General features: G+C 43.4%; 28 protein-coding genes, 1 tRNA gene and 1 pseudogene. 26 read left to right on the plus strand and 4 right to left on the minus strand.

Annotation, left to right across the window (positions count from 1 at the left end):
• Positions 1 to 18 precede the first annotated feature (18 nt).
• Positions 19 to 264, minus strand: coding sequence for a DUF2626 domain-containing protein (locus ACNA6I_RS02785; RefSeq protein ID WP_048006080.1), 246 nt, complete (start codon positions 262 to 264; stop codon positions 19 to 21).
• A 335-nt stretch (positions 265 to 599) separates the two neighbouring features.
• Between ACNA6I_RS02785 and ACNA6I_RS02790 the strand changes: the two genes are divergently transcribed.
• Positions 600 to 980, plus strand: coding sequence for a Spx/MgsR family RNA polymerase-binding regulatory protein (locus tag ACNA6I_RS02790; RefSeq protein ID WP_048006079.1), 381 nt, complete (start codon positions 600 to 602; stop codon positions 978 to 980).
• Between the two features lie 270 nt (positions 981 to 1,250).
• Here the strand turns inward: ACNA6I_RS02790 and ACNA6I_RS02795 are convergent.
• The 3 genes from ACNA6I_RS02795 to ACNA6I_RS02805 form a co-directional block, all read right to left on the minus strand.
• Positions 1,251 to 1,322, minus strand: a tRNA-Gln gene (locus ACNA6I_RS02795).
• An 89-nt stretch (positions 1,323 to 1,411) separates the two neighbouring features.
• On the minus strand, positions 1,412 to 1,708 hold the full coding sequence (locus ACNA6I_RS02800) for a LysM peptidoglycan-binding domain-containing protein (protein WP_048006077.1): 297 nt from the start codon (positions 1,706 to 1,708) through the stop codon (positions 1,412 to 1,414).
• Between the two features lie 212 nt (positions 1,709 to 1,920).
• The gene (locus ACNA6I_RS02805; RefSeq protein ID WP_048006076.1) at positions 1,921 to 2,679 is read right to left on the minus strand and encodes an SDR family NAD(P)-dependent oxidoreductase; all 759 of its coding nucleotides are present in this window, start codon (positions 2,677 to 2,679) and stop codon (positions 1,921 to 1,923) included.
• Positions 2,680 to 2,802: 123 nt separating this feature from the next.
• On the opposite strand from ACNA6I_RS02805, the gene ACNA6I_RS02810 reads away from it, so the two are divergent.
• The 25 genes and pseudogenes from ACNA6I_RS02810 to ACNA6I_RS02930 all read left to right on the plus strand — a co-directional run bounded on the left by ACNA6I_RS02810 (position 2,803) and on the right by ACNA6I_RS02930 (position 26,407).
• Positions 2,803 to 3,624 (plus strand): methyl-accepting chemotaxis protein, encoded by an 822-nt coding sequence (locus ACNA6I_RS02810; protein WP_048012706.1) that lies wholly within the window; start codon positions 2,803 to 2,805, stop codon positions 3,622 to 3,624.
• 123 nt (positions 3,625 to 3,747) lie between these two features.
• A complete protein-coding gene (locus tag ACNA6I_RS02815) occupies positions 3,748 to 4,350 on the plus strand; it encodes a TetR/AcrR family transcriptional regulator (protein WP_048006075.1) in 603 nt (200 codons plus the stop codon).
• Positions 4,351 to 4,363: 13 nt separating this feature from the next.
• On the plus strand, positions 4,364 to 5,842 hold the full coding sequence (locus tag ACNA6I_RS02820; RefSeq protein WP_048006074.1) for an o-succinylbenzoate--CoA ligase: 1,479 nt from the start codon (positions 4,364 to 4,366) through the stop codon (positions 5,840 to 5,842).
• On the plus strand, positions 5,843 to 6,259 hold the full coding sequence (locus ACNA6I_RS02825; RefSeq protein WP_048012604.1) for a MaoC family dehydratase: 417 nt from the start codon (positions 5,843 to 5,845) through the stop codon (positions 6,257 to 6,259).
• Positions 6,259 to 7,272 (plus strand): 3-oxoacyl-ACP synthase, encoded by a 1,014-nt coding sequence (locus ACNA6I_RS02830; protein ID WP_367257719.1) that lies wholly within the window; start codon positions 6,259 to 6,261, stop codon positions 7,270 to 7,272. The genes ACNA6I_RS02825 and ACNA6I_RS02830 overlap by 1 nt, the downstream gene beginning before the upstream one ends.
• The gene (locus ACNA6I_RS02835) at positions 7,265 to 9,100 is read left to right on the plus strand and encodes a 6-bladed beta-propeller (protein ID WP_082139666.1); all 1,836 of its coding nucleotides are present in this window, start codon (positions 7,265 to 7,267) and stop codon (positions 9,098 to 9,100) included. The genes ACNA6I_RS02830 and ACNA6I_RS02835 overlap by 8 nt, the downstream gene beginning before the upstream one ends.
• Positions 9,101 to 9,115: 15 nt before the next feature.
• Positions 9,116 to 10,318 (plus strand): substrate-binding domain-containing protein, encoded by a 1,203-nt coding sequence (locus ACNA6I_RS02840; RefSeq protein ID WP_048006071.1) that lies wholly within the window; start codon positions 9,116 to 9,118, stop codon positions 10,316 to 10,318.
• 61 nt (positions 10,319 to 10,379) lie between these two features.
• Complete coding sequence (locus tag ACNA6I_RS02845) at positions 10,380 to 11,153, plus strand: ABC transporter ATP-binding protein (protein WP_063191682.1); 774 nt, start codon at positions 10,380 to 10,382, stop codon at positions 11,151 to 11,153.
• On the plus strand, positions 11,131 to 11,835 hold the full coding sequence (locus ACNA6I_RS02850) for an ABC transporter ATP-binding protein (protein ID WP_048006069.1): 705 nt from the start codon (positions 11,131 to 11,133) through the stop codon (positions 11,833 to 11,835). The genes ACNA6I_RS02845 and ACNA6I_RS02850 overlap by 23 nt, the downstream gene beginning before the upstream one ends.
• Before the next feature lie 22 nt (positions 11,836 to 11,857).
• Positions 11,858 to 12,730: a branched-chain amino acid ABC transporter permease gene (locus ACNA6I_RS02855; RefSeq protein ID WP_048012600.1), complete on the plus strand. Its 873-nt coding sequence runs from the start codon at positions 11,858 to 11,860 to the stop codon at positions 12,728 to 12,730.
• Positions 12,727 to 13,722, plus strand: a complete 996-nt coding sequence (locus ACNA6I_RS02860; protein WP_048012599.1) for a branched-chain amino acid ABC transporter permease — start codon at positions 12,727 to 12,729, stop codon at positions 13,720 to 13,722. The genes ACNA6I_RS02855 and ACNA6I_RS02860 overlap by 4 nt, the downstream gene beginning before the upstream one ends.
• A gap of 168 nt (positions 13,723 to 13,890) precedes the next feature.
• Positions 13,891 to 14,613 (plus strand): annotated as a pseudogene (comGA, locus tag ACNA6I_RS02865) (competence type IV pilus ATPase ComGA); the annotation flags it as partial.
• Between the two features lie 317 nt (positions 14,614 to 14,930).
• Positions 14,931 to 15,329, plus strand: coding sequence for a Swt1 family HEPN domain-containing protein (locus ACNA6I_RS02870; protein ID WP_416312931.1), 399 nt, complete (start codon positions 14,931 to 14,933; stop codon positions 15,327 to 15,329).
• Positions 15,330 to 15,578: 249 nt separating this feature from the next.
• Entirely contained in the window at positions 15,579 to 17,639 is a 2,061-nt protein-coding gene (locus tag ACNA6I_RS02875; RefSeq protein ID WP_416312932.1) for a P-loop NTPase fold protein, read from the plus strand.
• A 265-nt stretch (positions 17,640 to 17,904) separates the two neighbouring features.
• On the plus strand, positions 17,905 to 18,804 hold the full coding sequence (locus tag ACNA6I_RS02880; RefSeq protein WP_416312933.1) for a hypothetical protein: 900 nt from the start codon (positions 17,905 to 17,907) through the stop codon (positions 18,802 to 18,804).
• 134 nt (positions 18,805 to 18,938) lie between these two features.
• On the plus strand, positions 18,939 to 19,223 hold the full coding sequence (locus tag ACNA6I_RS02885) for a hypothetical protein (protein WP_416312934.1): 285 nt from the start codon (positions 18,939 to 18,941) through the stop codon (positions 19,221 to 19,223).
• A 582-nt stretch (positions 19,224 to 19,805) separates the two neighbouring features.
• The gene (gene rnhC, locus ACNA6I_RS02890) at positions 19,806 to 20,735 is read left to right on the plus strand and encodes a ribonuclease HIII (RefSeq protein WP_416312935.1); all 930 of its coding nucleotides are present in this window, start codon (positions 19,806 to 19,808) and stop codon (positions 20,733 to 20,735) included.
• 11 nt (positions 20,736 to 20,746) lie between these two features.
• The gene (locus ACNA6I_RS02895) at positions 20,747 to 22,030 is read left to right on the plus strand and encodes a hypothetical protein (protein ID WP_416312936.1); all 1,284 of its coding nucleotides are present in this window, start codon (positions 20,747 to 20,749) and stop codon (positions 22,028 to 22,030) included.
• A gap of 47 nt (positions 22,031 to 22,077) precedes the next feature.
• A complete protein-coding gene (locus ACNA6I_RS02900) occupies positions 22,078 to 23,181 on the plus strand; it encodes a type II toxin-antitoxin system RnlA family toxin (RefSeq protein ID WP_416312937.1) in 1,104 nt (367 codons plus the stop codon).
• 55 nt (positions 23,182 to 23,236) lie between these two features.
• Positions 23,237 to 23,569 carry a type II toxin-antitoxin system RnlB family antitoxin gene (locus tag ACNA6I_RS02905; RefSeq protein ID WP_416312938.1) on the plus strand — a complete coding sequence of 111 codons (333 nt, stop codon included), beginning with the start codon at positions 23,237 to 23,239 and terminating at the stop codon, positions 23,567 to 23,569.
• A gap of 443 nt (positions 23,570 to 24,012) precedes the next feature.
• Positions 24,013 to 24,597, plus strand: a complete 585-nt coding sequence (locus ACNA6I_RS02910; protein WP_416312939.1) for a hypothetical protein — start codon at positions 24,013 to 24,015, stop codon at positions 24,595 to 24,597.
• A 282-nt stretch (positions 24,598 to 24,879) separates the two neighbouring features.
• Positions 24,880 to 25,323: a competence type IV pilus minor pilin ComGF gene (gene comGF / locus ACNA6I_RS02915; RefSeq protein ID WP_179125833.1), complete on the plus strand. Its 444-nt coding sequence runs from the start codon at positions 24,880 to 24,882 to the stop codon at positions 25,321 to 25,323.
• Positions 25,313 to 25,633 (plus strand): hypothetical protein, encoded by a 321-nt coding sequence (locus tag ACNA6I_RS02920; protein ID WP_416312940.1) that lies wholly within the window; start codon positions 25,313 to 25,315, stop codon positions 25,631 to 25,633. Before comGF ends, ACNA6I_RS02920 begins: the two co-directional genes overlap by 11 nt.
• 42 nt (positions 25,634 to 25,675) lie before the next feature.
• A complete protein-coding gene (locus ACNA6I_RS02925; RefSeq protein WP_416312941.1) occupies positions 25,676 to 26,176 on the plus strand; it encodes a shikimate kinase in 501 nt (166 codons plus the stop codon).
• Between the two features lie 45 nt (positions 26,177 to 26,221).
• Positions 26,222 to 26,407, plus strand: coding sequence for a YqzE family protein (locus tag ACNA6I_RS02930; RefSeq protein WP_142128664.1), 186 nt, complete (start codon positions 26,222 to 26,224; stop codon positions 26,405 to 26,407).
• The last annotated feature ends 4 nt before the right edge of the window (positions 26,408 to 26,411 follow it).

The following is a 26,411-nucleotide window of genomic DNA, read 5'->3' on the forward strand; positions in this document are numbered from 1 at the left end:
TGAGCTAAAGGCTTTTTTTTAGTGGCCTCCTGCGCCTGGGGTCATCATAAAGGTGGTCCAATATGTGAAGCCGGCGAAAAACACGGTAAGGTAGGCACCGAAAACATAAATATACATACGTTCGGATAGCTTTAAATAACTAAGCATAATGAAGAACCCAGTTTGCCCTAAGAATAGTAATGATGTCTTTGGCATGTCGCCAAGGTAAAAAAATACTGCAAAGATACCCGTCCAAAATCCTAAAACTCTGAACATTCGATCCATATGTAAACCCTCCTTTACCCTCTGTCCGTCGTAAGTAATTATAAATGAAATCTACCATAAAAGTAAATATCAGTTTATTGGGACTTTGTGACGGAAAAGTGATATTCATGCCTCTCAACAAGAAGTATAGTACATATCGTTCCACTTTGAAAGGGATTTCAAACGTATTGGAATTGGAAATGCGCAAGCCCTTTCTTTTTCCGTTCAAAGAAGATCGTGAGCCTGTTAAAAAAATGTTCACAAATTTCGAGGGATAATACTGTACATATGTTGTACAAGTAATATACAATATGTTTAACAAAGCTTGAACAAACGATTTCAAGGAGGATGAAACAATGGATCACTTAACATTCTATACGTATCCAAGCTGTACATCATGCAGGAAAGCGAAAAAATGGTTGACCGCCAATGCCGTCGATTTCAATGAAAGGCACCTATTCAGGGAAACCCCCAGCCCGGAAGAACTCATGAATCTCCTTGCCCTCACAACAGAAGGACTGGATGAGATTCTCGCAACCAGAAGCCAGACTTTCAAGGACCTCGGCAAGGACGTCAACGACCTTCCACTTTCCGAAGTCATTCAATTGATTGTCAAAGAGCCTAAGCTTCTAAGAAGACCCCTTCTCACAGATGGTAAGAAATTGGTTGTCGGCTACAATCCAGAGGGGCTCCAGGGACTTGCGTCAAAGAAGAGAGCACTGAAAAAGAGCAGCTAGAGGTACATGGCATGAAGAAAATTCAATATGAATAGCCAAGCAGACACCCGAGGGAGTGCCTGCTTTTTTATGTTGTATTTGGCTTTGAAAAACAGGTGTGAATGAAGAGGGAGGAGGGCATGGGTCCAGTCGAAGCTTTTCTTGACATCTAGCTCCGGCGGGTTGAGGCTCGAGGTCATAAGCCAAAGACCCCCAAAAGGCACAGAACGCCTTTCCGGGGTCTTCGTCTTATGCTTGTCGCCTCAGGGCAACCCGCCTCCGCTTTTCTAACTGGGCTAGCTGGATTCGAACCAACGCATGTCGCAGTCAAAGTGCGATGCCTTACCGCTTGGCTATAGCCCAAGGTTTGCTTGTACAAAGATTAGTATGGAGGGAACGGGAGAATTTATACATGAAAAGGGAGCAAATCTGAAAAGATCTGCTCCTTTTGATCAAGAGTCACATATTTGAACGTTGCTGTACTTAATGAAAAGCTTCTGTCCGACATAAATTTTGTCTGGATTCGAAATGTTGTTGTTCTTCATGATGGTGTTAACAGATACACCGTGCTTGGCTGCGATGCCGGAGAGGGTGTCACCTGATTTTACATAGTGATAGATTTTGGCATACTCACATTTGGTCGTTCCATTGGTTGCGGCTTCTGCTGATGGAGCATGGAACCCTCCTACACCTGTTAACAGACCGAGAGAAAGAGCGGAAGCAACGACGACTTTACCTATTTTTTTCATATACATCTCTCCTCAATTCATGATTCTTGCTTGTTTAGTGTAAATAAAAATCAAATTATGTAAAAGTTTAGAATAAATGGGTAATTAGGGGTGGTTGGGGCGGAAGGTGTAAATATATGGGGTTTTAATAGTTTTTTGACAAATTTCATTCTTATGGGCATAAATGACAAAAAACCCGCTTCGTGTGTCGAAACGGGTCGATACTGCAACACTTATAACGAAGTAAGGCCACCATCGATCGGATACACGGCACCGTTAATGATGTTTGCTTCGTCGCCTAATAGGAAGACGACCAGGCTTGCCACTTCCTTGGCGGTACCGTACCTTCCGGCAGGGATGCCAGATTCTACGGCTTTTTTCGCTTCTTCTGATCCTTGAGTGAAGCGATCCATCATTCCGGTCGCTGTAGGACCTGGGGCAATGGCATTCACACGGATGCCCTGGGACGCGTACTCACCGGTTGCTGTTTTGGTCAAACCGATGACACCATGCTTTGTAGCTGCATAAGGGCTGACTCCCGGAGAACCGACGAGCCCCGCGTTGGATGCTGTATTCACGATGGAGCCGCCACCATTCTCGAGCATCACCTGCAGGACATATTTCATCCCGTAGAAAGCCCCCTTCAGATTGATATCGATCACTTTCTCGAAGATATCTTCTGGATATTCAGCCAGTGGGGAAACGGCCCCTTCGATCCCTGCATTGTTGAAGAACATATCAATTGTTCCGTATGTATCTACTGTTTTTTCAACATAATGTTTCACGTCTTCTCTTGACCCTACATCCGCCTGGATGAAGAATGCTTCAAAGCCTGCCTCCTTGATCAGCCTCACGGTTTCGTTCCCGCCTTCCACGGAAAGGTCCACCACTGCAACACGGACACCTTTTGCTGCGAGCTGGATGCTTGTTTCCCGGCCAATGCCGCTTCCGGCACCGGTTACGATTGCTACTTTATTTTCAATATTTGTCATGGTAAAACTCTCCTTTCTGTTCTATTATGACCTTTATCCTAGGAAAAAGAAATCATAATGCTTCAAATTGATGAAATTATGTCGATATATTTTCATGAAAAAGAATATAAAGGAGTCAAGGCCATGGATTCAGTTCAAGCATTCATACATTCCGTACAATACATTAAAGAAATACTGAGGGAAGAAACGATGATCACCGTTTTCGATCATGAAAAATACCTCTTTTATTCCCCGAGTTCAGAGCTGAATTTCGGACACGAACCGGGTGATCCTTTACCTGAAGCCTATCTGAACTATAAGATGGTCAATCGGACCGGAACGACGGTCGTGAAGGTTCCCGAGGAAGAGTTCGGGATCCCGTTTGACAGCATCTCATTTCCAATCAAGGACGGAGCGGGCCAAGTGGTGGGTGCAGTCAATGCAGCCGTTTCAAGGAAGAGACAAGAAATGTTCCACCAGATTGTCGAGAATATTGACATGATCTCTGAGTCGATTCTCGGTAAGGTGCAACATATCGCTGCCCACTCAGAAGAGCTGTCCGCCACTACGGAACAGATTTCAGAGAATACGAAGAATACAGTGGAGCAGTCAACGAAAATCACCGACGTGGCCACCACGATAAAAGGAATCAGTGATCAAACAAACTTACTCGGACTGAATGCCGCCATCGAAGCAGCTAGGGTGGGAAGTGCAGGGGCAGGGTTCGGAGTCGTGGCGACAGAAGTAAGGAAACTCGCGCTGGATGCCAAGAATGCCACTCTGTCCATCGAAGAGACATTGTCTTCCATCAAGATGTCCATGAGCAGGATGCAGGAAGACTTTAAGGAAATTGCGCAGTCCACCAGTGAAGAAGCCAAACTTGTAACGGAGTTCATGACAGAAATCGAGAGTCTCACCGCCACGTCGAATAAATTGAAAGAATTGATGGACTCCTTTTCAAGATGAGGATTCAATAGGCTCCCTCTTAAAGGGAGCTTTTTTACTGTTTCCTAGGAAAGTAAAAAAATCCTAATTTTGTATTGTAATTTTTAGAATATTAAATATAATAAAAACTGAGAGGTGATTCATATGTCAGAAAAAATCATGATCGAAGAGAAACAGCTGACACCGAAAGGGATTGAAACTAGGGAAAAACTGCTGAAGGCAGCAGAAGAGATATTCGGGACGAAAGGCTTTTATGAAACATCCATCGTGAATATTTCTCAGGAAGCCAAAGTGGCTCAGGGGACCTTCTATAACTACTTCCCTTCTAAAAAGGATATCTATGACGAGCTGATCCGGAATTACAGCCGTGATCTGAGGTTGGCCATCAAGGAAGGTATGACTGCTGCTTCTACATACGAGGAAGCACAGCGAAAGGGATTCTACTCCTTCTTCACCTGGGTCAAGAATCATCCGAATTTGTACAGCATCGTCCAGCAGGCGGTCGTGGTGGACCGCGACTTATACAAATGGTATTACGGGAAGCTTGCCAATGGGTTCTTGAAAAGTTTGTCCGAAGGGATGGAGTCCGGTGAATTCAAGGTGCTGGACCAGGAAACCGTCGCCTATTGTCTGATGTCTATCGGTCAGTTCCTCGGAATGAGATGGGTGTACTGGGAACGCTCTGACGTCCCGGATGAGGCATTTGAATCAGCTATGAGCCTGATATTCGAAGGGTTGAAAAATTAAAGGGGGAGGAATCATGGAAGGAATATCATATTGGATCGGGAAATGGGCGTATCTGCGTGGTGAGAAGACCGCCATCATAACCGATCAGGAGTCCATCACCTACAAAGAATTGAATGAGAGGATCAATCGCGCCGCCGGTAAGCTTCAACAGGAGTTGAAGGTCGGCACAGGGGAACGGGTAGCCATCCTGTCGCAGAACCGGATGGAATATATCATCCTGTTATTCGCCACAGCGAAGATAGGGGCGGTTGCAGTTCCGCTTAATATCCGGTTGAGTGCGAGTGAGCTGGTGTTTCAGCTCATGGATAGTGGCACGAAGGTCATTGCAGCGGATGAAGAGCATGTCCCGCTTGCCAAGGGGCTACTGAGGGATACGAAAGCAGAAACGATCCTACCTTTGGATGAGTTGCTGGATGGCCCCCTATTATCTTTACATGAAGAGAAAAATGTAAGCGCTCCCTTTATTATCTGCTATACATCTGGGACGACGGGTAAGCCGAAAGGAGCGGTCCTCACCCAGGAAAATATGTTCTGGAATGCAGTGAATAATACACTTGCCGTAGAGCTCACGTCTGATGATCGGTCGGTTGTGTTACTGCCCCTTTTCCACATCGGGGGCATCGGGTTGTTTGCCCTTCCGACTCTCTTTGCCGGTGGAACGATTGTGATTCCGGGGAAATTCGATCCGGAAAAGACGCTTGAGATGATCGAGGAACACAGGGTCACCATCGTCATGGGGGTACCGACGATCCACCAGGCGCTCCTCCATTCACCATCCTTTGATGGGACGGACCTATCATCCGTGCGCTGGTTTTACAACGGAGGAGCTCCGTGTCCACATGAGCTGATCACTGCGTTCATTGAGCGGGGATTCCTGTTCGGTCAAGGATTCGGTATGACGGAAACCTCGCCGACCGTCTTCATGCTCATGAAAGAAGATGCCCGAAGGAAAATCGGTTCGATCGGAAAACCCGTCATGTTCAATGATTTTAAATTGATGGGAGCGGATGGGCAGACGTGCCGTCCGGGTGAAGTGGGTGAGCTCACCGTGCGAGGGGCAAACGTCATGAAAGAGTATTGGAACCGGCCGGACGCCACGAAGGAAACGATCGTGGATGGGTGGCTTCATACAGGTGACCTTGCCCGTGTGGACGAAGAAGGCTTTGTGTATATCGTCGGGCGCAAGAAGGAAATGATCATTTCCGGAGGGGAGAACATTTATCCTCTCGAGGTGGAGCAGGTGATCAATCAGATCGAGGATGTGGAGGAAGTGGCCGTCGTCGGTGCAGCCGACCCACGGTGGGGGGAAGTGCCTGTTGCCTTCATCGTGAAGAAGAAGGGAAGCTCCCTCAGTGAAGAGGGGGTCCTCGGTCACTGCACCAGTCAGCTTGCACGATACAAGCTGCCGAAGGTGATCACATTCCTCGAGGAACTGCCGAAAAATGCAACGGGAAAAATTCAAAAAACTCAGCTGGTAAGGAGCGGATCGTAAATGAGTACGTATACAGTCGGACAGCAAGCCGCATGCAGTAAAACCATCACGGAATCGGATATTGTCATGTTTGCCGGATTGAGCGGTGATTTCAACCCCGTCCATATTGATAAGGAGTATGCCCAGACAACAAGGTTCAAGGAGCGGATCGCCCATGGCATGCTGACGAGCAGTCTCTTATCACAGCTTCTCGGTGTCCATCTCCCTGGGAAAGGGTCCATCTATATGGAGCAATCGATCCGATTCAAGTCACCAGTCTATATCGGGGATACCATCACGGCAAAGGCAACGGTACAGGAGTTCAATGAAGAGAAACATGTCCTGACCCTCCTGACCGAGTGCTTCAATCAAAATGAAAAAGTGGTGTTGACCGGGACCGCCAAGATGATGGTCCCAAGTGAAGGAGGAACGGTGTGATGGCAATCGGCATTCAATCGACGGGAACCTTCTTTTCCCCTGCGGTAGAGACTGCTGCAGACCTGGCGATCAAGACAGGTATTCCGGAAAACATCATCATCGAAAAATTCGGATTGTATGAGAAGCATGTGTCGGATGACACCATGCATGCATCGGACCTGGCGATTGCCGCCGGGAAAGAGGCGCTGGGGGCGATGGATCCTGCCGATCTCGACGTGGTCATCTACTTCGGCAGTCCCCACAAGGATTATCATGTCTGGTCCAGTGCACCGAAGATTCAGCACGAGCTGGGGGCCAAGAATGCGTATGCGTTTGAAATCATGAATGTGAGCTCATGTTTTCCCATCGCCCTCAAAGTGGCGAGGGATATGATCAGGTCGGATGAATCGATCAACCATATCCTGCTTGTCGGAGGATGCAAGGAATCACAGATCCTTGATCATGGAAACCCGAGGGCGCGCTTCATGTTCAACTTCGCTGACGGTGGGGCGGCAGCCTTGGTTTCCCGTGAGGCCACCCAGAGTGAGATCCTCGAGAGTGCGATCATCACCGACGGTTCCTTCCATGATGACGTAAGGATCCCCGCGGGAGGCTCCAAGCAATATGCAAGTCATGAATCGGTAGATGCCAATCAACACTATATCGACGTCAAGGACCCCATGTCGATGAAAGAACGATTGGATCCGGTTTCGATTCCGAACTTTGCCAAAGTGGTGAAGGATGCCCTTGCAAAAAGCGGCTATAAAACGGAAGACGTCAAGGCACTGCTTCCGCTTCATACGAAGCGCTCCATGTTTCGGGAGCTCCTCGATACGCTGGAGATCAAGGAAGAAAATGCGGTGTACCTAGATCATCATGGTCACATGTCGTCCCTTGATCCCTGCATCGGCCTCCATTTCGCCCAGGAAAGAGGTCTCCTCGAGCCGGGTGATATCGCTGTTGCGGTCAGTGCAGGAACAGGATATACATGGGCGGCAACCGTCATTCGCTGGAACGGTCCATCTCATGCTTAAAAGAGCCGCCGTGGTGGTTGTGCTGCTCTTGACCCTTTTGGCGCCAACACAAGCCGGGGCTGTCTATTCCTTCAAGGGAGCGTTCGGCAGCGGAGTGGATCCCGGTAACCTATTCCGGACTCCTGTTGCAATGGCGAAAGATGAAAACGGATTCATTTACATGGTGGATATGGGGAACAGCCGCATCGTCAAGATGGATGCCGGGGGAAAGGTCGTGAAGACGATCGGCTCCCTTGGCAGCTCCCCTGGGAAATTCAATATGCCCTTCGGTATTGCAGTCGATCGTGAAGGGAATTTCCTTGTAGCGGACACAGGGAACTACCGGATCCAAAAATTCGACCGGAACTTCAACTTCCTGAAGAGCTGGGGAACAAAAGGAGACGGTCCTGAGGAGTTCGGATTCCCGAGGGAAATTGCCGTCGACAAGGATAATCGTTACTATGTCACAGATGAATTCAATCACCGGATCCAAAGATTCAGCAGTGAAGGAACGTATGAAAAGACGATCGGCTCCTACGGACGAACGGACGGCAAGCTCGCCCTTCCACAGGGAATTGCCATCAATGACCAAAACGAAGTTTACGTAGCCGACACCTATAACAATCGGATCCAGGTATTTTCTAAAGATGGGGCCTTCAAGCGTAAGATCGGTGGAACACAGGGTGTGGGACCCTACCAATTCTATCACCCGAGGGGGTTGAATTTCGATGCGAGGTCCGGTGCCCTCTATGTGGCTGATACGTACAATAACCGCATCATGAAGTTCGATTCCAGTGACCGTTTCCTCTATACGACAGGTGCGTTTCCGACGCTTGCCTTCCCGAACCAGATCATTTCCGATGGGACAGGGGATCTATACGTCACCGATACGGGAAACAACCGGTTGATGGTCTTCAAGGAAGTCGGGCTGACGGTCTCATTCAAGATGGCAATCGGTGACGGCCGCTATGGGGATAAGACGTATGCAGGGCCGTTCGATGTCGAAAGTGATTCAAAAGGCAATACATTCGTCTCCGATTCTTTCAATCACAGAATCTTAAAGTATGACTCCACCGGTAAGGTAACAGGTAAGTGGGGGAGTCTACTGGGAACGGGCGGTCCGATTGCATACGGAAGCCTGGCTGGCCAATTCTACGTGCCGAGGCAGATGGCCGTCGACAAATACGATAACGTATACGTAGCCGATTCCGTCAACAACCGCATCCAGAAGTTCTCCAACAATGGAACATTCCTTGCGGCATACGGCTCATTGGGCACACTGAGCGGATTCTTCCGACTTCCGAGTGGCATTGCCGTTGACAGCAAAGGGAATATCTTCGTCTCAGATTCAGAGAATAACCGGATCCAGAAGTTCAACTCCTTCTTTGTATACCAAAAGGAATGGGGGAGAAAAGGGACGGGGAACGGTGAATTTTCACAGCCCATGCAGCTTGCCATAGACTCAAAGGATAACGTGTATGTGGTCGATCGCATCAATAACCGCGTCCAGAAGTTCGACAATAATGGAACCTTCCTCGCCAAATGGGGGACGGCAGGAGGATCGGGGAATCTGGATCCCCTTGAAAACTGGGGAGAGGAACCTGGTGACCTCTTCCTGCCGACGGGTATCGCCATCGACCAGAATGATAAGGTCTATGTGACGGATACCTCCAACAATCGAATGAATGTGTACAGTGATAAGGGTGCGTTCCTCGAGCAGTTCGGCTCATTCGGGGGAGAAGATGGGAACTTTTTCTCACCTCAAGGACTCGATATCGATTCAACAGGAAAAATCACCATTGCAGACGGTCTTCTTCACAAGCTTCAGTTCTTTAAAAAAGATGAATAATGGGGGAATAAGAAGATGAAGAAATCTAAGTGGGTCAAAGCAAGCTTCCTAGCGGCGTGTTCGGTCATGTTGATGGCGGGTTGTTCCGGGAAAAGTTCAGGTTCCAGTGACGATACAATCAAAGTGGGTGTACTCGCCTCCCAGACCGGAGCGCTTGAAACGTACGGAAAACAAACGATCCAAGGCTTTGAACTCGGCCTTGAATATGCAACGGACGGTACGAATGAAGTGGATGGGAAGAAAATTGAATTCATCGTGGAAGATACAGAAACAAAGCCTGACGTTGCAGTAAAAAAAGCGACGAAGCTCCTTGAAGAAGATGAGGTCGATTTCCTGGTGGGGTCTTCGAGTTCGGGAGATACCCTCGCTGTCCTTCCACTGGCTGAAGAATACGAGAAAATCATGGTGGTGGAACCTGCCGTGGCTGATAGCATCACGGGCGAAAACTGGAATAAATACATCTTCCGTACCGGACGGAATTCCTCTCAGGATGCGGTCGCAGGTGCTGCATCCATCGCCGAAAAGGACGTGAAGATCGCCACGCTTGCACAGGATAATGCCTATGGACGAGAAGGGATTGAAGCCTTTAAAGAAGGTGCAGAGAAGCTCGGTGCAGACATTATCAACGAACAGTATGCAGATCCGAATTCGACTGACTTCACTGCCAATATCCAAAACATCATCAAGGATAAGCCGGACTACCTCTTCATTGTATGGGCCGGATCCAATGCGCCCTGGAAACAGCTCAAGGATATGAAAGTAGAAGAGCAGGGCATCAAGATCTCCACGGCCGCTCAGGATATCAATTCCCTCAAGACGATGGACTCCCTCATGGGGATGAGCGGATATTCCATCTATTATTACACGCTGCCGGATAATGAAGTCAATGACTGGCTCGTTGAGAAACACAAGGAAAAATATGATGGCGAGGTGCCGGATCTGTTCACTGCAGGCGGAATGAGCGCGGCCATCTCCATTGTGGAAGCCATCAAAAAAACCGATGGTGATACCGAAGCAGAGACATTGATCAAAGCCATGGAAGGAATGGAGTTTGAAACGCCAAAAGGAACGATGAAGTTCCGTCCGGAAGACCACCAGGCGCTTCAATCCCTCTATGCCATCACGCTTGAAGAAGAAGAAGGGGTCGACCACCCGGTACCCGTCTTCATCAGGGAATTGGATATGAACGAAACGGAGCCACCGGTACGTAATAAGTAATGAAATCAGAATATTCAGGGAGTTTAACTCCCTGAATGCTATCCATAAAGGAGGTACCGGAATGAACACGATATTACGCACGGCCGGTCTATCCGTCTCGTTCGGGGAACATGACGTAATCAAAGAGGTCGATTTGGAGATTGAGCGGGGGAAGCTTGTATCGATCATCGGTCCGAATGGTGCCGGCAAGACGACCCTGTTCAATCTGATCAGCGGGCAGATCACCCCGACGAAAGGGGAAATCTTCTTCAAAGACCGGAATGTTACGGGATTATCAATCCCCATGAGAGCGCGTGCCGGCATTGGCAGGTCCTTTCAGCTCACCAACATCTTCCCTGAATTGACCGTACTTGAAAATATCCGCCTCAGTGTTCAATCGGCAGGGAAGGATTACTATTCCATCTTCCCGAAACCAGGGTTGAAAAGACGGCAGGAAGAGGAAGCAAGAGAGCTGATGGAGACTTGCATGCTGAAGGAAAAGGGTGATGCCTTTGCCATCGACCTGGCACACGGTGAGAAACGGAAGCTTGAGCTTGCCATGCTTCTCGCCCTCAAAACGGAACTGCTTCTCCTTGATGAGCCGACTGCCGGGATCTCCATCGAAGACATCCCGGCAATCCTCGAAGTGATCAACAGGATCAAGGCAGGCGGTGATCATACCATTGTCCTCATCGAACACAAGATGGACATGGTGATGCATCTGTCTGATCGTCTTGTCGTCCTTTTCAACGGAGAGCTGCTCGCAAGCGGGGATCCACGGACGATCATCAAGGATGAGCGCGTACAGACGGCGTATCTTGGAGGGATGCATAATGAATCTATTAAAAGTGGATGATCTTCAAACCTATCTCGGACAGTACCATATTCTGCAGGGTGTGTCCCTCGGGGTCAAAGAAGGGAGCATCACGGTCCTGTTCGGTCGGAACGGGGCAGGGAAAACGACCACGCTCCGCTCGATCATGGGATTCAATCCGAAGAGCACGGGGTCGATCCGCTATAAGGACGAATCCTTGAGAGGCGCCCCGACCCATCAGATTTCGAAGAAAGGGATCGGTTATGTTCCTGAGAATCAGGGGATATTCGGCAGCTTGACGGTGGAAGAGACCTTGAGTCTTGCAAAAGTGAAAGGGGACCAAGCGGCTGAGGAAAAGGCAGAATGGATGCTGGACCTGTTTCCGGACCTGAAGACATACTGGCACAAGAAGAGCGGTCTACTATCAGGAGGACAGAAGCAGATGCTCGCCATCTCCAGGGCATACATCAATGGGGATGGCCTCCTGCTGATCGATGAACCGAGTAAGGGGCTTTCCCCGATCATGGTGGAAAAGCTGATGGAATCGATCCTGAAGATGAAAGAAAGGACAACAATTCTCCTTGTAGAACAGAACTTCATGATGGCAAGCAGGATCGGGGATTATTTTTATATCATGGATGACGGGAAGATCGTCCACGACGGCCGGATGAACGAACTGGTGGAAGACCGTGAGATGTGCCGGAAGTATCTTGGGATAGCATAGGTGTTTAGGGAGTGGATCAAGTATGGACGTAATCATTAATCTATTGGTGAACGGCATCTCGACGGGACTGCTGATTTTCCTCCTCGCAGCGGGTCTGACGCTGATCTTCGGCTTGATGGACGTTTTGAATTTTGCCCATGGGGGGCTCTTTGTATGGGGGGCATTCATGGGGGCATGGGTATTCAATGAGACAGGGAATTTTCTCCTGTCGGTAGCGGCAGCAATCCTGATCGGAATGGTGCTCGGCCTCGTATTGGAACGATTTTTGATCCGACCGGTCTATGGAAACCATGTCAGGCAGCTCCTCATCACACTGGGAGGCATGCTCGTCCTGACAGAGAGCATCAAGATCTTATGGGGACCGAATCCCATCAGGGTCAATCTTCCGGAGTGGCTGCAGGGCAGTTTTCAGCTGGATGGGGGAGTGATCCTCATCAAATACAGGTTGTTTGTGATCGTAGTGGGAGTCATCATGTACGCCGCACTCTGGCTTCTATTGAGTAAGACGCGTATCGGACTTATGATCAGGGCCGGGGTCATCGATAAGGAAATGGTGCAGGCCATGGGGATCAACGTCAAAGCCATCTTTACGTTTGTGTTCCTGCTCGGTTCTGCCATGGCGGCAATGGGCGGTGCCCTCCTTGCCCCGTATTCTGGTGTCGTATTTGCAGAGATGGGGATGCAGTATGCGGTCCTTGCTTTCATCGTGGTGATCATAGGCGGGATGGGAAGCCTTCAGGGGTCGGCCCTCGCCTCCTTGATCGTCGGGGTCCTGGGCGCGTTTATGGCCTATTACATTCCAGACCTTTCCCTTGCCCTTAATATGCTGCTCCTCGCCTTCGTCTTATTGGTGAAGCCGACCGGACTCATGGGGGAAAAGGGGGGAGCCGTATGAAAAGCATGACGAATCGCATCCCTCTTTACGGGGGGATGGCAGGCTTGGTGGCCTTGATGCTGTTTCCTTTTGTCAATGATTCAAGGAGCATGCTCATCATGTTCACGCAGATCTTCATTTTCGCCATCTTCGCCATGAGTTTCGATATCCTTCTTGGGTATACAGGGATCGTTTCCTTCGGTCACTGCATGTTCTTCGGCCTGGGTGCCTACAGCGTGGCCCTCATGTTCAATAATCATGAGGCCACACTGGGGAACTTCATCATCGGGCTCCTGATCGGCATCGCCCTTTCAGCCGTGGTGAGCTATGTGATCGGACTACTGTCCCTTCGCCTAAAGAGTCACTTCTACGCCATGCTCACCCTGGCCGTTTCTCAGCTGTTCTTGGTTCTTGCCGAGAAGTGGAGGGGGCTGACCATGGGAGGGGACGGCTTTACATTCTCTGTGCCGGATGTATTCAAAGATCGCATGAGCTTCTATTATGTAACCTTGATCGTCATGGCATCCATCTTCATACTGTTGAAGTTATTCACCTCCTCGTCGACGGGGAAGGTCCTGAAGGCCATTTCCCAGAATGAGTACAGGACGGAAGCGCTTGGGTTCAAGACGCTTCATTACAAGCTCATGGCGAGTGTCACGTCCGGCATGGTGGCCGCATTGAGCGGGGCCCTGTATGCGGTTTCGCTACGGTTCATCAATGTGAGCGTATTCTCCATCGAAGTGACCCTCGATGCCCTGCTCATGACCATGATCGGCGGTCTCGGGACGCTGATCGGTCCCATCATCGGGGCCGGCATCATCGAGTTCCTGCGTCACTACCTATCGGAACTAGCATCGGTCTACCCGATCTTCGAGCGCTGGACGATCTTCCTCGGCTTCCTCTATATCGTCGTCCTCTTGGGCTTCCCGAAAGGATTGGCGGGTGTAGTGAAGTCCCTGAAGGGGAAAAAGAAGAAAGAGAAAAAGAACGACGAAGTGAAGAAAGCAGCCTGACCCATCGGCCCCGTCCAATTGGACGGGGCCTTTCGAATTGATCAAAGTAAACAAAAAAAATGGGAGAGCGTTGCAGGATTTTCAGGTTTTTTGTCGTATATATATCTTCAAGACTACTGAAAGGTGGTGTGATTCATCATCCACTCTGTCGAAACCTTCTCCGAACGGATGATTTCGGAAGCATTTCGCAGTCATGCAACAGATGTCCATCTCGTCCCTCGCAAGCACGATTACCTCATCCAGTTCAGAAAGCTCGGAACACTCGTCCCCTTCAAGACGATCGACGAAGATCAGGCCGAGCGCCTCATCGCCCATCTGAAGTTCATGGCCTCCATGGATATCGCAGAGAAGCGAAAGCCCCAAAGCGGCTCCTACACCCATTTCATCTCACGGATCCCCCTTGCACTGCGGGTATCCACCCTTCCGACCACCCATCTCAAAGAAAGCCTCGTCATCCGGATCCTACCCAAACAAATCCCCATCGAGCACATGTCCCTCTACCCGTCATCAGCTAAAAAACTCGTCGCCCTGCCCATGCACTCCCATGTTCTTATTCTATTTACCGGACCGACAGGCAGCGGGAAGACGACCACCCTTTACTCCCTTGTCCACCATTGTGCCGTTTCCCTCAACCGCAACGTCATCACCCTGGAAGATCCTGTTGAGAAGGCCCACGAAGAAATGGTCCAAATCCAGGTGAACGAAAAGGCAGGCATCACGTATTTGACCGGTCTTAAAGCTATTCTCCGCCATGATCCCGATATCATCATGGTCGGGGAGATCCGGGATAAAGAAACCGCTGAGATTGCCGTCAGGGCAGCCCTCACTGGACATCTCGTCCTCTCATCTGTCCATACGCGGGATGCGAAGGGTGCCATCTACCGGCTTGTAATCCTTCACCAAGGTTGAGATACTGCCATAAGGTTTGAGACGACACCACAAAGGCTGAGACACAAACAACAAAGGTAAAACCTTGATACAATCAACCCCTATATTCACAAAGGTTGAGATAGGGTGTGCTTTTTTAGAATAAATGAGATAAGACAAACAATTAAAGCTTCAGACCAACAAACGCCGTGAAACCTTTTCAGCAAACATTTATCCTAACTAGCTATGGTTATCATTCCTTTTGACAAGTCTTATTAGAAGGCTCGATTTATTTTTTCTGAATATAAAATGAAATTTTTAGAGAAGGGGTTAAAGAGTGTATGGTAGAGGTTAATAAATCTGAGGTAGATACAATGAAATGTGCATACGGCAAATTATACTTATTGGAAAATACATTAAGGAGCTACATAATCAGAAAGATGGAACTGGTTTATGGTCCGAACTGGTTTCATCTTGCTCCCAGGTTAGTGCTGAAAAGAGGGGCAAAAAAAGATTTTGATAAACTAAACTTGCATGAACTTGAACGGCATTACTTGCAAAGTTATCCAGAAGCTTTTAAATTCCTTCCACCGCTATTTTTACAATCTCTCCATACTATTTACCCATTAAGGAATAAAATCGCACATAGCCACTTCTTAAGTCCTCCGGAGGTAGAAAAATTACTCACCTCAGCAGAACTTATAATAAAGTACATTGAGAAAAAAATGAACTCCTGCTAACAAAAGATTGTATAGGTTGTATAGACAAAGGGAAAAAATCCAGGTAGATTGAATATTGTGAATTGTGATTCATAAGTAAAGAAACTCTAGTCGATATGCAATATATAGAAATCACTATGAAGAAGGATAGAAGTGATTTTTCAGCAGGACAAAAAATATAAAGAGGCAGGTAAGATATTAAAATATATAAAAGAGATTATCACCAGATAACCAAAGAAGAAAATGAATTATGGGAAAGAGTAAAGAGGGATGTTTAGTGCTAATAGAGGTGAATGGAAAATGCAATATATAGTTGATAGTATTTTAAATTACATAAATAAAGTTCAAACAAATTATGCCATCCTTATAAATGGAAAATGGGGAAGTGGTAAGACATATTTCTGGGAAAATGAAATAAAACCAGCAATAGAGAGTATTGAGATAAACGGTGTTCAACAAAAAACCATTTATGTTTCTCTTTACGGTGTTTCAAGTCTCGATGAAATTAATAAAAGGATTGTACTGGACAAACTAATTACAAAGAACAAGAAAGTTCAGGATTTGGCTGACAGTAAGTGGGGAGGGAAAATTACTGAGTTAGCCAAAATGGGAATAGGAATGGTGAAAAGTCTTGATATACCAGTTTTAAAGGAAGTGTTGGAAACAAGTGTAAATTATGAAAATCTTTTAGATTTTACAGATACAGTTTTATGTTTTGATGACCTTGAAAGAGCAAATATAGATATTGCAGATATCCTTGGCTATATTAATAATTTTGTTGAACATGACAGCGCAAAAGTGATTATTATCGGATATGAAGATGAGATAGCTGATAAGATGATTCATCGTAATATAGAAATGAAAATGCTAGTTTCTTCAATAGTGCTAAATAATGAAGAAGGATATACCAAATCCACAAAAACGGCGAACTCATCAGAGGAGAGTTTCACCTCTAGCGAATTAATTACTAATAAAATGAATACTTTGTTTCACAGAAGCAATGAATATAAGCGGATTAAGGAAAAATTGATTGGTAAAACATTAACTTTGCAATCTGATGATTCTGCACTAATTTCTAGTATTGTTAGCCAAATAACCAATCAAGAATTAAATGAGTTTTTAAACAAAAACCTCCAAGGAATAATAGGTGTTTTCAAGGACAGTCGTACTGATAATGTTCGTATTCTAAAGCAAGCTTTTGATGATTTTGAGATGATTTATACGAAATACAACGAGGATTATCGTGAGCTAGGAGAAGACATTCTCACATCTATCTTAATTTATACTCTAGCTGTGTCCTTTGAAATCAAAACAGGTCAGGAAGGAAATACTGCCCTCGAAAAGGCAACTGCTAATTCGCTCTATCTTATTAGTTTTAGTAAAATGAACCATAATCACAAAGAATCATACTTAGAACGGTTTATTAGAAAGTATTCACTTACAACTCCTCCGATGACGAATGTGCAACGAATAGTTTTCTTTCCATTTGTGGAGCGATTGGTAAGAAGAGGGATATTCGATTTGGAGCAATTTGCTGGGGAAATGCAGACAATACAAGAGAAAATGGGACAAGAAACTCCACTTCACCTGAGATTGCTTAGGGATGGACATTTTTACTTTACGGATGAAGAGTTTGCTAAAGCTGTTTCAGATGCATATGAAAAACTATCAAAAGGTGAAGTATCTTTTGTTTTATATTTTAGTGCATTTAATCATTTTCGTTTTTTCGTTGAAAAAGGACTGTTTCAAGAAGATATCAAAAAGGTAAAAACAGTATTATTACAAGGGTTAAACATTGCTGGAGAGAAATCCGAACATTACCCTAATATGGACACTTACTTTATTGGGGCAAACATAGAACCGACGGACACAGATTTGTTGGAATTTAAAGATAAAATCATTTCTATTAACAAAACTCTAAAAGAGAAATTAGAGGAAGAACAAATACAGGAACTTATGACATATCTTGAAACAGATTTTCAAAAATTCACACATGAAATTAGAGAGAGGTTTTATTATGTTCCTGTTTTCAGTCAATACAGTGTAGATGAATTAGCGCAAAAAATCATTTCCCTTTCCAACACAAATACTTATACATTCTTTCTTCTCCTGGAAAAAAGGTACTCCTATAAAGAGGATATTAAGACGTACAAGTTATTCCTTGAAAAACAGCCTCTATTAGACCTGAAATCAAAAATTAATTCGTTTATACACAAAAAAGAAATTACATTAAAAGTTTCGCTTTTAAAAGAGTTAGTTATAACAATTGATAAAATGGTAGAAATCATAGATGAAGCGGAACCAAAAAAGAGCTCCGAACATATCGAGTAAAATATTTAATAGTTAGGTTCCGAAACTGATTCGATTAAAAGGCTTGGAGACTCAAGGCTTATTCTTTTCATAGTTATGTAATTCTAGAAAAGTGAAAATTAAATAAATTATTGAAGGTGAAAATATGGACAACCTTTTATACTTTCCATACATTTCAATACCTAAGACGCCGTGGCTATACAAGTCATTATTGTATTGGGATAAAATAGACACCATTACACCAATACAATTTCTCAGAAGACCTAGTTTTTTTGAAGGAACGTATATGAGTGAGCTTCTGGAATCAGAATTAGTTAGACCAGTCATTCCTACAAATTATATCTATGAAATTCCAAATTTTAAGGATGACTTTTTAAGTTATGTAGACAATAACTATCTTCATAATAAGCACTTATACAAAAAAAAAGATGGGAAATTAGTTAACGTTTCAAGAATTCATTTAGAAAAAATGGATGAGATAGGTTATGAATTAGTGGAAAGAGAATTGGCATATCAAAGTGGTAGATGGTTTTTAATGCATCAGTCAGTGGCAAATGATTTTATGTTTTATTTGGCAAGTCTCATTGGCAGTATACGAAATAGTCAGCCTATTACTGACAACCCAGTTCAATTAAAAACAAAAATCTCTGTTGCAAATCAAGAACAAAAGAATTTTATCAATCGCGAAAATTGGAGAAGAACTATTTTAAACAAAGCATTTCCAACTCCTATGGAGATTGAAAATGTTAAACAGTTATATGATTTTAAGCAAAAAAATGGAGACCACCTTAAAGATTTCAGAAAATACATCGAGCGAGAATTGCTATATATTGATTCTTCACCAGACCATTTGAGACAAGAAAGAATAAATTATTTAATCACAGATATCGAGGAGGAAAAACAATCAATCGCTAGTAAAATGAAAGAAAAGTGGCATGTGTTTGATACTGCTACATTTATCCAATTAACTGTGAATGCTGGAACTATTACAAATGCTTTTCAAAATGGAACAAACTTAGCAATTGGGACTGCTTCTCTTTCTATTGTTGGTACTTTATATAATACAATGAAGAAAATTGGCAAAAACGAAAATGATTTCTTAAGTAATCCCTTAGCATATGCTTTCATTGTAGATAATAAGTGGAAAGTTAAAAGAAGTGGAAAGGTTTTTCCAGAACCAATATAGGGAGAAGAACTTATAAGAGAAAATTATCTCCTTGTTTACCTTCACAAAAATATAAACATAAATATTAGTAGTAAAGTAATAAAAATAACCAAGGGAAATATATTACTATTACTCTAAATTGGTGGAGGTCGGAAATGAAAACTCTTTCGGAATTAGTTACTCTTTATAAAAAGAATTATGCTGGATATGAGGAATGGAAGTTGAGTGATTTTATAAAACGGACAAAGTCACTAGAAGAATTAATTAGAGATGCTGTATGGGGTTATTTTCCTGATTTAAAAAGAGATTCGCACCAGAGTCAGATGCCTAAAAACGTATTAAAAGAGATGGTGACCAGATTACTAGAACCAAAAATTATAAAAGAATTAAATAAGTGCAAAAGTTTTGATGACATCTTCTTTTCGTGTTTCGTCAATTGAGAATACTTTTTGTCCCGCACCAATTAGAATGAGGTTTATCTTGATAGCGAAAGTCCTCCTTTTTTTCTCGCGGTCCTGAATGCGTGCTGTTCCGAGGGGCTTTCCGCTGCTATCTGCTTTTAGTAAGGTATTTCTAGCATCAAGCATTTAAAACTGTTCCTATAGTTTCCATTACATAAAGCGGAACACCGTGAATCTTCTGTAGAGTTCTACGTAATATCCTTTCAAAAAAGGAGCCTTGATGTCTTGCTGTAAAGATTAACACTTCTGGATTTCCATTAAAACCGGTAATGATAATACTGCTTAAAAACCCTCCACCTTGAAGGTTAACAGATTTCCCCTCAAATCTTTTAGTTAATACACCTAAGAAAGTTTTTATTTTTGATATTTGTAATCATCATTGCATTTAAATTGGTTGTGCTTGATTGGTTCACATAAACCTTCAAGAAGCATAACCAAGTTTGATTGCATTAACAAATACATGGATTTATCGATAAATACATTGTATAAATATGTCAGGTGATAGAAATATATGTTAGAATAAGGATAGTTTGAATTCTTCGTTAATTGAGGAGATACATTATGAATGCCAAAACGAAGTATGAGTATTTAGAGAACTTTAAGGGGTTACTTTTACCCAAAGGATTTACTATTACTGATATAAAGGAAATAAATTACGGGATACAATTTACTCTTAAAAAGGACCAACTAAGTGGGCTGGTTAGAATCTATGAAAGCAAAAAAGGGGTTAGGCATGATTTCTCGCAAGTGAAAAATTCTGAATTGCTGAATATGCTTGAACATCATTTACATATCGCACCCCAAGTAGGTGGGAAGAGAAATGAAAAAACAAAAACCCAGAACAATACTTTAAGCAGGTTACCTGATGAACTCATCGGTACGGATGAATCAGGTAAGGGTGATTACTTTGGACCTCTTGTGATAGCTGGTGTTTTGGTTTCAAAGTCTTCCGCTGCCATACTAAAAGAGTTAGGGATTACAGATAGCAAGAAAATGAGTGATAAGACAATTTTTGAAATTGCCCCCAGAATAAAAGAACTGTGTCCATATGCAATTGTGCCTATCGGTAATCAGAAATACAACGAACTTTATAATAAAATTCAAAATCTTAATCGACTATTAGCATGGGGACATGCAAGGGTAATCGAAAACATTCTTTCAACTCATGATTGCCAAACGGTGTTATCCGACCAATTTGGGGATGAAACATTGATACAGAAGGCATTATTAGAAAAAGGTAATAACATTAAGCTCTACCAAATGCCAAAAGCCGAGCAGAATATTGCTGTTGCTGCTGCAAGTGTATTAGCCAGGAATGAATACGTGACTCGGTTAAGTCAAATGGAGAGGCATTATAAGGTGAAACTACCGAAAGGGGCATCCACAGCCACACAGAATAGCGCAAAAGAGTTTCTAAAGCAATATGGCAAGGATGAACTATCAAATGTAGCAAAGTTCCACTTTAAGACCACTCAACAAATCCTTGGATAAATGGTGATGTAATGAATTCTTTATACCAACAGAAGGAACAGGCTAATGAGCTGAGAAAAAGCGGTCGTCTAGAAGAAGCCCTTCCTTTGTATCAAACATTGTGGGAAAGTGCCCAAGACAAGTTCAATGGTGCTGGACTTTTACATTGTTTAAGAAAGCTTAGAAGATTTGAAGAAGCCCTTCCTTTAGCTAAGGAACTTGAGAAACAACATATTGGGTTTGACTGGTGTCGCAGGGAAATCATTTGGACCTACATTGGCGGGTATCTGAACCAATTGACCGAAAAGGATACAATGGGTAAAACGCTTAATATTGCGAATCATATCCTTACCTTGCAACCAGATGAACTAGCCTTGCAGAAGGTGGTTTTTGCTGTTTTGAAAAAGGCAAAGCAGTTAAAGAAGAGGGACATTGCGTGTAATTGGGTTGATAAGATTACTCCTGAAAACATTGACAGTACACCTATAAAGACTGAACGTGGCGACACAGGTTGGAACTACCAAACCATATGGTATTTGCATAAAATTCGTTGCCTCATTCATCAAAATTCATTAAAAGATGCGATTGATAAGGTGGATTTTGTCCTTCATAACCTAAATAAAAAAGAAAAGTATTTTAAGAGATTAAAAGCTACTGCTCTATTGAAGCAAGGAAATATCAACGAAGCAGAAGCTATCCTTCAATCTTTATGCAAGGCAAGAAGAGTGGAGTGGTGGCTTTTGTATGACTATGCGATGCTGATGAATGAAAAAGGTGAAAAGACGATAGCTCTTGACTATATGTACAAAGCCGCTAGTTCAGAGAAAAGACTAGAAGGCATCTTAGGTCTTATTTTGGATACTGCCAAACTGTCTAAGGAATTGAGGAGGATGGAAGAATCCTTTTACCATTTCCAGTTGTTCAAGCTGATTCGTGAAAAAAATGGTTGGAGCATTCAAGAGGAAGTCATAAAAGAACTCCAGGAATTATCGACTCAGTATGATTCAAATTCTTCAGTAACCTTCCATGAAGCGTTGAAAAAATGCCGCTCTTACTGGAGGGCTAATTCAACGGAGCCGAGTAGAAGAGTGGAAAAAAAGAATAAGAGAACAAGTTTATCTGGGGTGGTTAAACTGGCTAAAGAGGGAGCTCCTTATTGTTTTATCCATTGCAATAAAGAATCGTTCTATTGTTTAGTTTCTGATTTGCCTGTCCCTGTTACAAATGGTATGTCTGTGAAATTTGATGCCATCCAATCTTATGACAAAAAGAAGCAGAAGGAATCGTGGAAAGCAGTGAACATTTCTTCTGATTAAAAATTGATAGTCTACAATGTAAAAGCAAAACAATGAGGTGAATTGCAATGTCACAGAAAAATATCTTCAAGTCTTTAAACTTAGATAGAAAGAAACTTCCTGAAATAATACAAGAATTTGTTCAAAAACGATTCTCGTCCTCTCAAATATCCGATATTGAGCATGTAAACGGAACACTTCACAGATGTACCATTCAGGCAGACTTTAAAACTATCTTGCTTGACTTCTATTATTTAGAGAATGGGAAGACCACCATTCGTCCTTCAGGACAACATGTGGATATCAGCACAGAGCTAGCGGCGCATATAAAGGGGAAAATTCAGTTTGCGGCAACGGATAGAACAGGTGATTATTCTGTGTGTCCATTGGAGGAGGAGGAATTTGACTTTATTATAGAATATCTTCAAGAGGGACTTGAGGATGTAAAAAAGATTGCTGAGTCCGATAACGAAGCACAAAAGTACGTATTATATCAATTCCAAAGTAGCATTGCAGACAAAATTACGTTAAAGTATTATAAAACAACCAGAAGACTCCAGATTCAAGGGAAACCCATGTACCTATATCAAGAGGTTACCTGTTTGCTAGCTAGACATTTTCCTTTTGAAGAAGTAATTAAGAATCAATCGGAATTTTTCAGCATAGAAATTAAACCGGAAGAAATTAGGGGAGAAATGCAGGAATTATTGCCTTCCGCGTATAATTATCTTGGAGAGAACCTAAGGAAAATACTTTCGGGCTCTTTAGCGCTTCAAAAAATTGATATCTCTCTTGAAGATTATTCTTCCTTTGTCTTTCCAGCTTTAAAGACTCTTGAAGGGTTTATGAAGCAAATTCTCCTATCCAACGGTCTCAGACTATCGAAAAAAGAGACTCTAGGGGAATTATTTGGGTATAACGGTATTAAAGACCACCATGTATATTTATCCAAAAACGGGAAAGAACTGAAGGATGAGGTCACCAAAACCTGGATGGAGACATTATATAATTATTATGTAAAACAAAGGCATAACCTCTTCCATGTGGCTGATATGGATGCTTTCACTCGGCTTATCGAGTCTAAACAGGAAGCTGACCGCATCATTACAAGGATTATTGATTTAATGGAAAGAGCCCACGATGAACTTGCAAAAGTTTCACTTTCCAGGTAAAAGTCCTTTTTTAAAGAAAAGGTGATAAATTATGAAACATTATGAAATACAAAAGATGGATTATCATGAATATTCCTATGTCATTTTTTCAACGTCATATGTGAATCCCATAGAGGACATAGATGACATTGAAGAAGAACTGAAGCCACTTTTCAAAGGGAAAGTGGTGTTCGATTTGCTTTTGTCCAACGGTCATACATCAAATCGGTTTGTGGAAGCTGAGTTTGATGGAACTAGATTCAATAACTCATCCTTCAAAGCTTTGAAAGATGTAAATGATTTTATCATAAAAGAAGCAAGTCACTTTTACAGTAGTCATTCTGATTTACTGAAAAACGGTATTTTGTCCAATGCGCATCAGTTCCTCATTAAAAAGGGCAGAATGTAATACTAATTATTAGGTATCGTAGCTGTCGAAAAATATATAGATGGAAATTTTATTAATCACTTCGTTGTTCAATTGGGTCAAAACGCCTCCATTAATAAAGTTCAAGTAAATAACCACACCTAAAAAGGAGTACTAGTTTCTTAACGGTGTCCGTTTTGAGGTACAAACAAACAAATATCAATGCAAAACGCACTGTATTTCACATTGAAATTCACAGTGCGTTTTTTATTGTTATATCAACTACCAAGTGAGCATATGTATCAAACACTACTATAAATTACATACCGGTTCTAGCGGTGGAAATAATTATTGGAAGGTGTGTGAATTTGGTTTTGTACTCCTTGTTATGGTGAATGTAAAGAATTTTCAAGTAAGAAGGAGACTCTCTATCCCTCGTCGAATTTAATTACACAATAACTAATTTTTTCTAAAAGGTGGGGCATATGGGGAGAATTGGACCAATTATCGAAAACGGGAAAAAAGCAGGAAAATTAATTATAAAAAACCGCAAAGAAATTATTGGAGCGATAACTGGTTTGAGTGCTGCAGGAAAGGTTATAAAGGAAAATATCGGCAATAAAGAGACGGGCAAAACAGAAGAAAAATTTCATCATAGGAAAGTGCGTTATAATCATTATAAAAAAATTCTAATGGAATTGGATAGTAAAAACAGAAACGAACTCTTTCAATATATACTTGAAGTAGAAAAATTTACTCAACAGATAAAAAATGAAGAAAATAGGGAACTCGGAGTAAAAAAGCCTATACATAAAAAGAGAATCAAAAATTGGAATGATATTCTTATTCAAATTAAAGATAAAATGGATACAAAAGATTATCTTGAATTTATTAAAATTTATAACAACCCTAACTATCACAGTGAATATTTTCAAGGTTTTGAGGGTGTTGTTGAAACATTCAAGAAACTAAACAATAAACAAGAAATTGTTGATTTAATAAAATACATTGAAGAAATAACAAATAAAGGAATTGAACAAATTAAAAAGGATTTTTCTCTAAGCGAGTAAGATAATTGTATTTTACTCCTTTTTCGGAAATGTATAACTATTGACTAATTAGTTCTTTTAGATAGTAAAAAAATACTGAATAAAAGAGTGAGGCTTATTTATTACAGGGGGACTTTATTGAAACATTGAAATATAGAAAAAAGCTTAGAGGAAAAAACTCTAAGCTTTTTTGATGTGAAAATGTTGTGATTTTCGTTGGGAATTGCGCTGTGATTTGGTTTATTGCAACTCTCAAGTAAACCCGAGGGGCATCATCGATCTGCGTGGAAATGCAGAGGGGCCGTGACATCAGGAAAATATGCAGCTCTGTGGAATGAGCGTGGATTCACCCTCCTTGAAGCCCTGTTTTCCTTCTTTATCGTCTGCCTTATTTCATTTTCCATCCCGTTGGTGATTAAAGGATTCTCCCTCGTTCGGGAGGAAATGATCCCACCGCCGTATTACCAGTGGACCTTATTCAATGAGAGTGTCAGGCAAGAAACGTGGAAATCCAGAGGGATGACCGTAACGAATTCGGGGTTTTCATTTATCCTGAATGGGGAGAAGGTCACGTATGAAAAATATCAGGATTCCATCAGGAGACGTGTGAATGATAAGGGGCATGAAGTGGTCCTTCAGAAGCTTTCCTTGGTCAGTTTCCACGCAATAGACGGTGGAGTCAGGATAGAGGGGGTATTCCTTGATGGGAAGAAGCTTGAAGGAGAGTTTTTTTACTATGGGGAATGAGAAAGGGTTCATCCTGCCCTTCACGTTGATGTTCCTGTCTGTCATCTTGACCGTGGCTGTCGCTTCAAAAGATCTATACGTGAGTAAATACCGCTACCTGACCAATATGCAAAACGTGTACGAGAGAAAAATCAGCTTATACCAGACCGTACTTTATGAAATGGAAGCTGGCAGCGGTGTCGATGGACTCCGTAAGGGAAGTTTCGGCACGATGAGCGTGGACTACCTGGAGGGGTCTGGTGACCTCCAGCAAATCGAAGTGAGATTGAATCAGCCTGGAGGTTTTTCTTCCGGTCGCAGTCGTGTATAATAAGGACACAAAAAAGATAGTGGATTGGAAGTAGATTAGATTATGGAATCAATTGTGCTAATCGGATTTATGGGAGTAGGAAAAACGACAATCGGACATATTCTCTCGGAGAAGGTCGGCCTTCATGTCGTGGACATGGACGAATACATTGTCGAGCAGGAGGGGATGCCTGTCCGCGAGATTTTCGAGCGTTTCGGCGAAGGATATTTCCGTGATCTCGAAACGGCCGTCCTGGCGAAGCTCTTGAAGGAAGCGTGCATCATCACGACGGGAGGAGGGATCGTCGAGAGGAAGGAGAACCGCACCCTGCTTGGCGAAAACGGGTGTGTGATCCATTTGTCCGCTCCGTTCGAGAGCCTGTGGGAGCGGCTTGAAGGAGATCCCGACAGACCCCTTGCACAGAATCCCCGTCATGAAGTGGAGAGTCTGTTCAGTCGTCGCATTCCTCTATATGAGGAAGCGAGGACCCATGAGGTGGACACCGGCGGGAAAGATGAAAAGGCAGTCACACGAGAGATCCTCTCCCTCCTTGGGGAGAATTAAAACTAGAGGAGCTGGGCATACTGGATGGGTGAAGGTGGTGACAGGATGTCTGTGAATGACTACGTCAAATTCTTGACCCAAACCGTGGTTCAGCATTATAACAAATCACCCCAGGAACGGAAAACGATCAAGAAGCAGCGCAAGACCCGCAAGGAACCATTCCTGTATCGGTGGTTCGGCATCATCCCTTATGCGGTCGGGCTGTTTTTTAAAAAAAAGCGGAATCATTGAAAAA

This window comes from Rossellomorea sp. FS2, assembly GCF_047915635.1.
GTDB classification, from domain to species: domain Bacteria; phylum Bacillota; class Bacilli; order Bacillales; family Bacillaceae_B; genus Rossellomorea; species Rossellomorea marisflavi_A.

Excerpts from the sequence above, each read along its gene's own strand:
- ACNA6I_RS02785 (WP_048006080.1), bottom strand. The coding sequence starts at position 264 with ATGGATCGAATGTTCAGAGTTTTAGGATTTTGGACGGGTATCTTTGCA.
- ACNA6I_RS02790 (WP_048006079.1), top strand. The coding sequence starts at position 600 with ATGGATCACTTAACATTCTATACGTATCCAAGCTGTACATCATGCAGG.
- ACNA6I_RS02800 (WP_048006077.1), bottom strand. The coding sequence starts at position 1,708 with ATGAAAAAAATAGGTAAAGTCGTCGTTGCTTCCGCTCTTTCTCTCGGT.
- ACNA6I_RS02805 (WP_048006076.1), bottom strand. The coding sequence starts at position 2,679 with ATGACAAATATTGAAAATAAAGTAGCAATCGTAACCGGTGCCGGAAGC.
- ACNA6I_RS02810 (WP_048012706.1), top strand. The coding sequence starts at position 2,803 with ATGGATTCAGTTCAAGCATTCATACATTCCGTACAATACATTAAAGAA.
- ACNA6I_RS02815 (WP_048006075.1), top strand. The coding sequence starts at position 3,748 with ATGTCAGAAAAAATCATGATCGAAGAGAAACAGCTGACACCGAAAGGG.
- ACNA6I_RS02820 (WP_048006074.1), top strand. The coding sequence starts at position 4,364 with ATGGAAGGAATATCATATTGGATCGGGAAATGGGCGTATCTGCGTGGT.
- ACNA6I_RS02825 (WP_048012604.1), top strand. The coding sequence starts at position 5,843 with ATGAGTACGTATACAGTCGGACAGCAAGCCGCATGCAGTAAAACCATC.
- ACNA6I_RS02830 (WP_367257719.1), top strand. The coding sequence starts at position 6,259 with ATGGCAATCGGCATTCAATCGACGGGAACCTTCTTTTCCCCTGCGGTA.
- ACNA6I_RS02835 (WP_082139666.1), top strand. The coding sequence starts at position 7,265 with ATGCTTAAAAGAGCCGCCGTGGTGGTTGTGCTGCTCTTGACCCTTTTG.
- ACNA6I_RS02840 (WP_048006071.1), top strand. The coding sequence starts at position 9,116 with ATGAAGAAATCTAAGTGGGTCAAAGCAAGCTTCCTAGCGGCGTGTTCG.
- ACNA6I_RS02845 (WP_063191682.1), top strand. The coding sequence starts at position 10,380 with ATGAACACGATATTACGCACGGCCGGTCTATCCGTCTCGTTCGGGGAA.
- ACNA6I_RS02850 (WP_048006069.1), top strand. The coding sequence starts at position 11,131 with ATGAATCTATTAAAAGTGGATGATCTTCAAACCTATCTCGGACAGTAC.
- ACNA6I_RS02855 (WP_048012600.1), top strand. The coding sequence starts at position 11,858 with ATGGACGTAATCATTAATCTATTGGTGAACGGCATCTCGACGGGACTG.
- ACNA6I_RS02860 (WP_048012599.1), top strand. The coding sequence starts at position 12,727 with ATGAAAAGCATGACGAATCGCATCCCTCTTTACGGGGGGATGGCAGGC.
- ACNA6I_RS02870 (WP_416312931.1), top strand. The coding sequence starts at position 14,931 with ATGGTAGAGGTTAATAAATCTGAGGTAGATACAATGAAATGTGCATAC.
- ACNA6I_RS02875 (WP_416312932.1), top strand. The coding sequence starts at position 15,579 with ATGTTTAGTGCTAATAGAGGTGAATGGAAAATGCAATATATAGTTGAT.
- ACNA6I_RS02880 (WP_416312933.1), top strand. The coding sequence starts at position 17,905 with ATGAGTGAGCTTCTGGAATCAGAATTAGTTAGACCAGTCATTCCTACA.
- ACNA6I_RS02885 (WP_416312934.1), top strand. The coding sequence starts at position 18,939 with ATGAAAACTCTTTCGGAATTAGTTACTCTTTATAAAAAGAATTATGCT.
- rnhC (WP_416312935.1), top strand. The coding sequence starts at position 19,806 with ATGAATGCCAAAACGAAGTATGAGTATTTAGAGAACTTTAAGGGGTTA.
- ACNA6I_RS02895 (WP_416312936.1), top strand. The coding sequence starts at position 20,747 with ATGAATTCTTTATACCAACAGAAGGAACAGGCTAATGAGCTGAGAAAA.
- ACNA6I_RS02900 (WP_416312937.1), top strand. The coding sequence starts at position 22,078 with ATGTCACAGAAAAATATCTTCAAGTCTTTAAACTTAGATAGAAAGAAA.
- ACNA6I_RS02905 (WP_416312938.1), top strand. The coding sequence starts at position 23,237 with ATGGATTATCATGAATATTCCTATGTCATTTTTTCAACGTCATATGTG.
- ACNA6I_RS02910 (WP_416312939.1), top strand. The coding sequence starts at position 24,013 with ATGGGGAGAATTGGACCAATTATCGAAAACGGGAAAAAAGCAGGAAAA.
- ACNA6I_RS02920 (WP_416312940.1), top strand. The coding sequence starts at position 25,313 with ATGGGGAATGAGAAAGGGTTCATCCTGCCCTTCACGTTGATGTTCCTG.
- ACNA6I_RS02925 (WP_416312941.1), top strand. The coding sequence starts at position 25,676 with ATGGAATCAATTGTGCTAATCGGATTTATGGGAGTAGGAAAAACGACA.
- ACNA6I_RS02930 (WP_142128664.1), top strand. The coding sequence starts at position 26,222 with ATGTCTGTGAATGACTACGTCAAATTCTTGACCCAAACCGTGGTTCAG.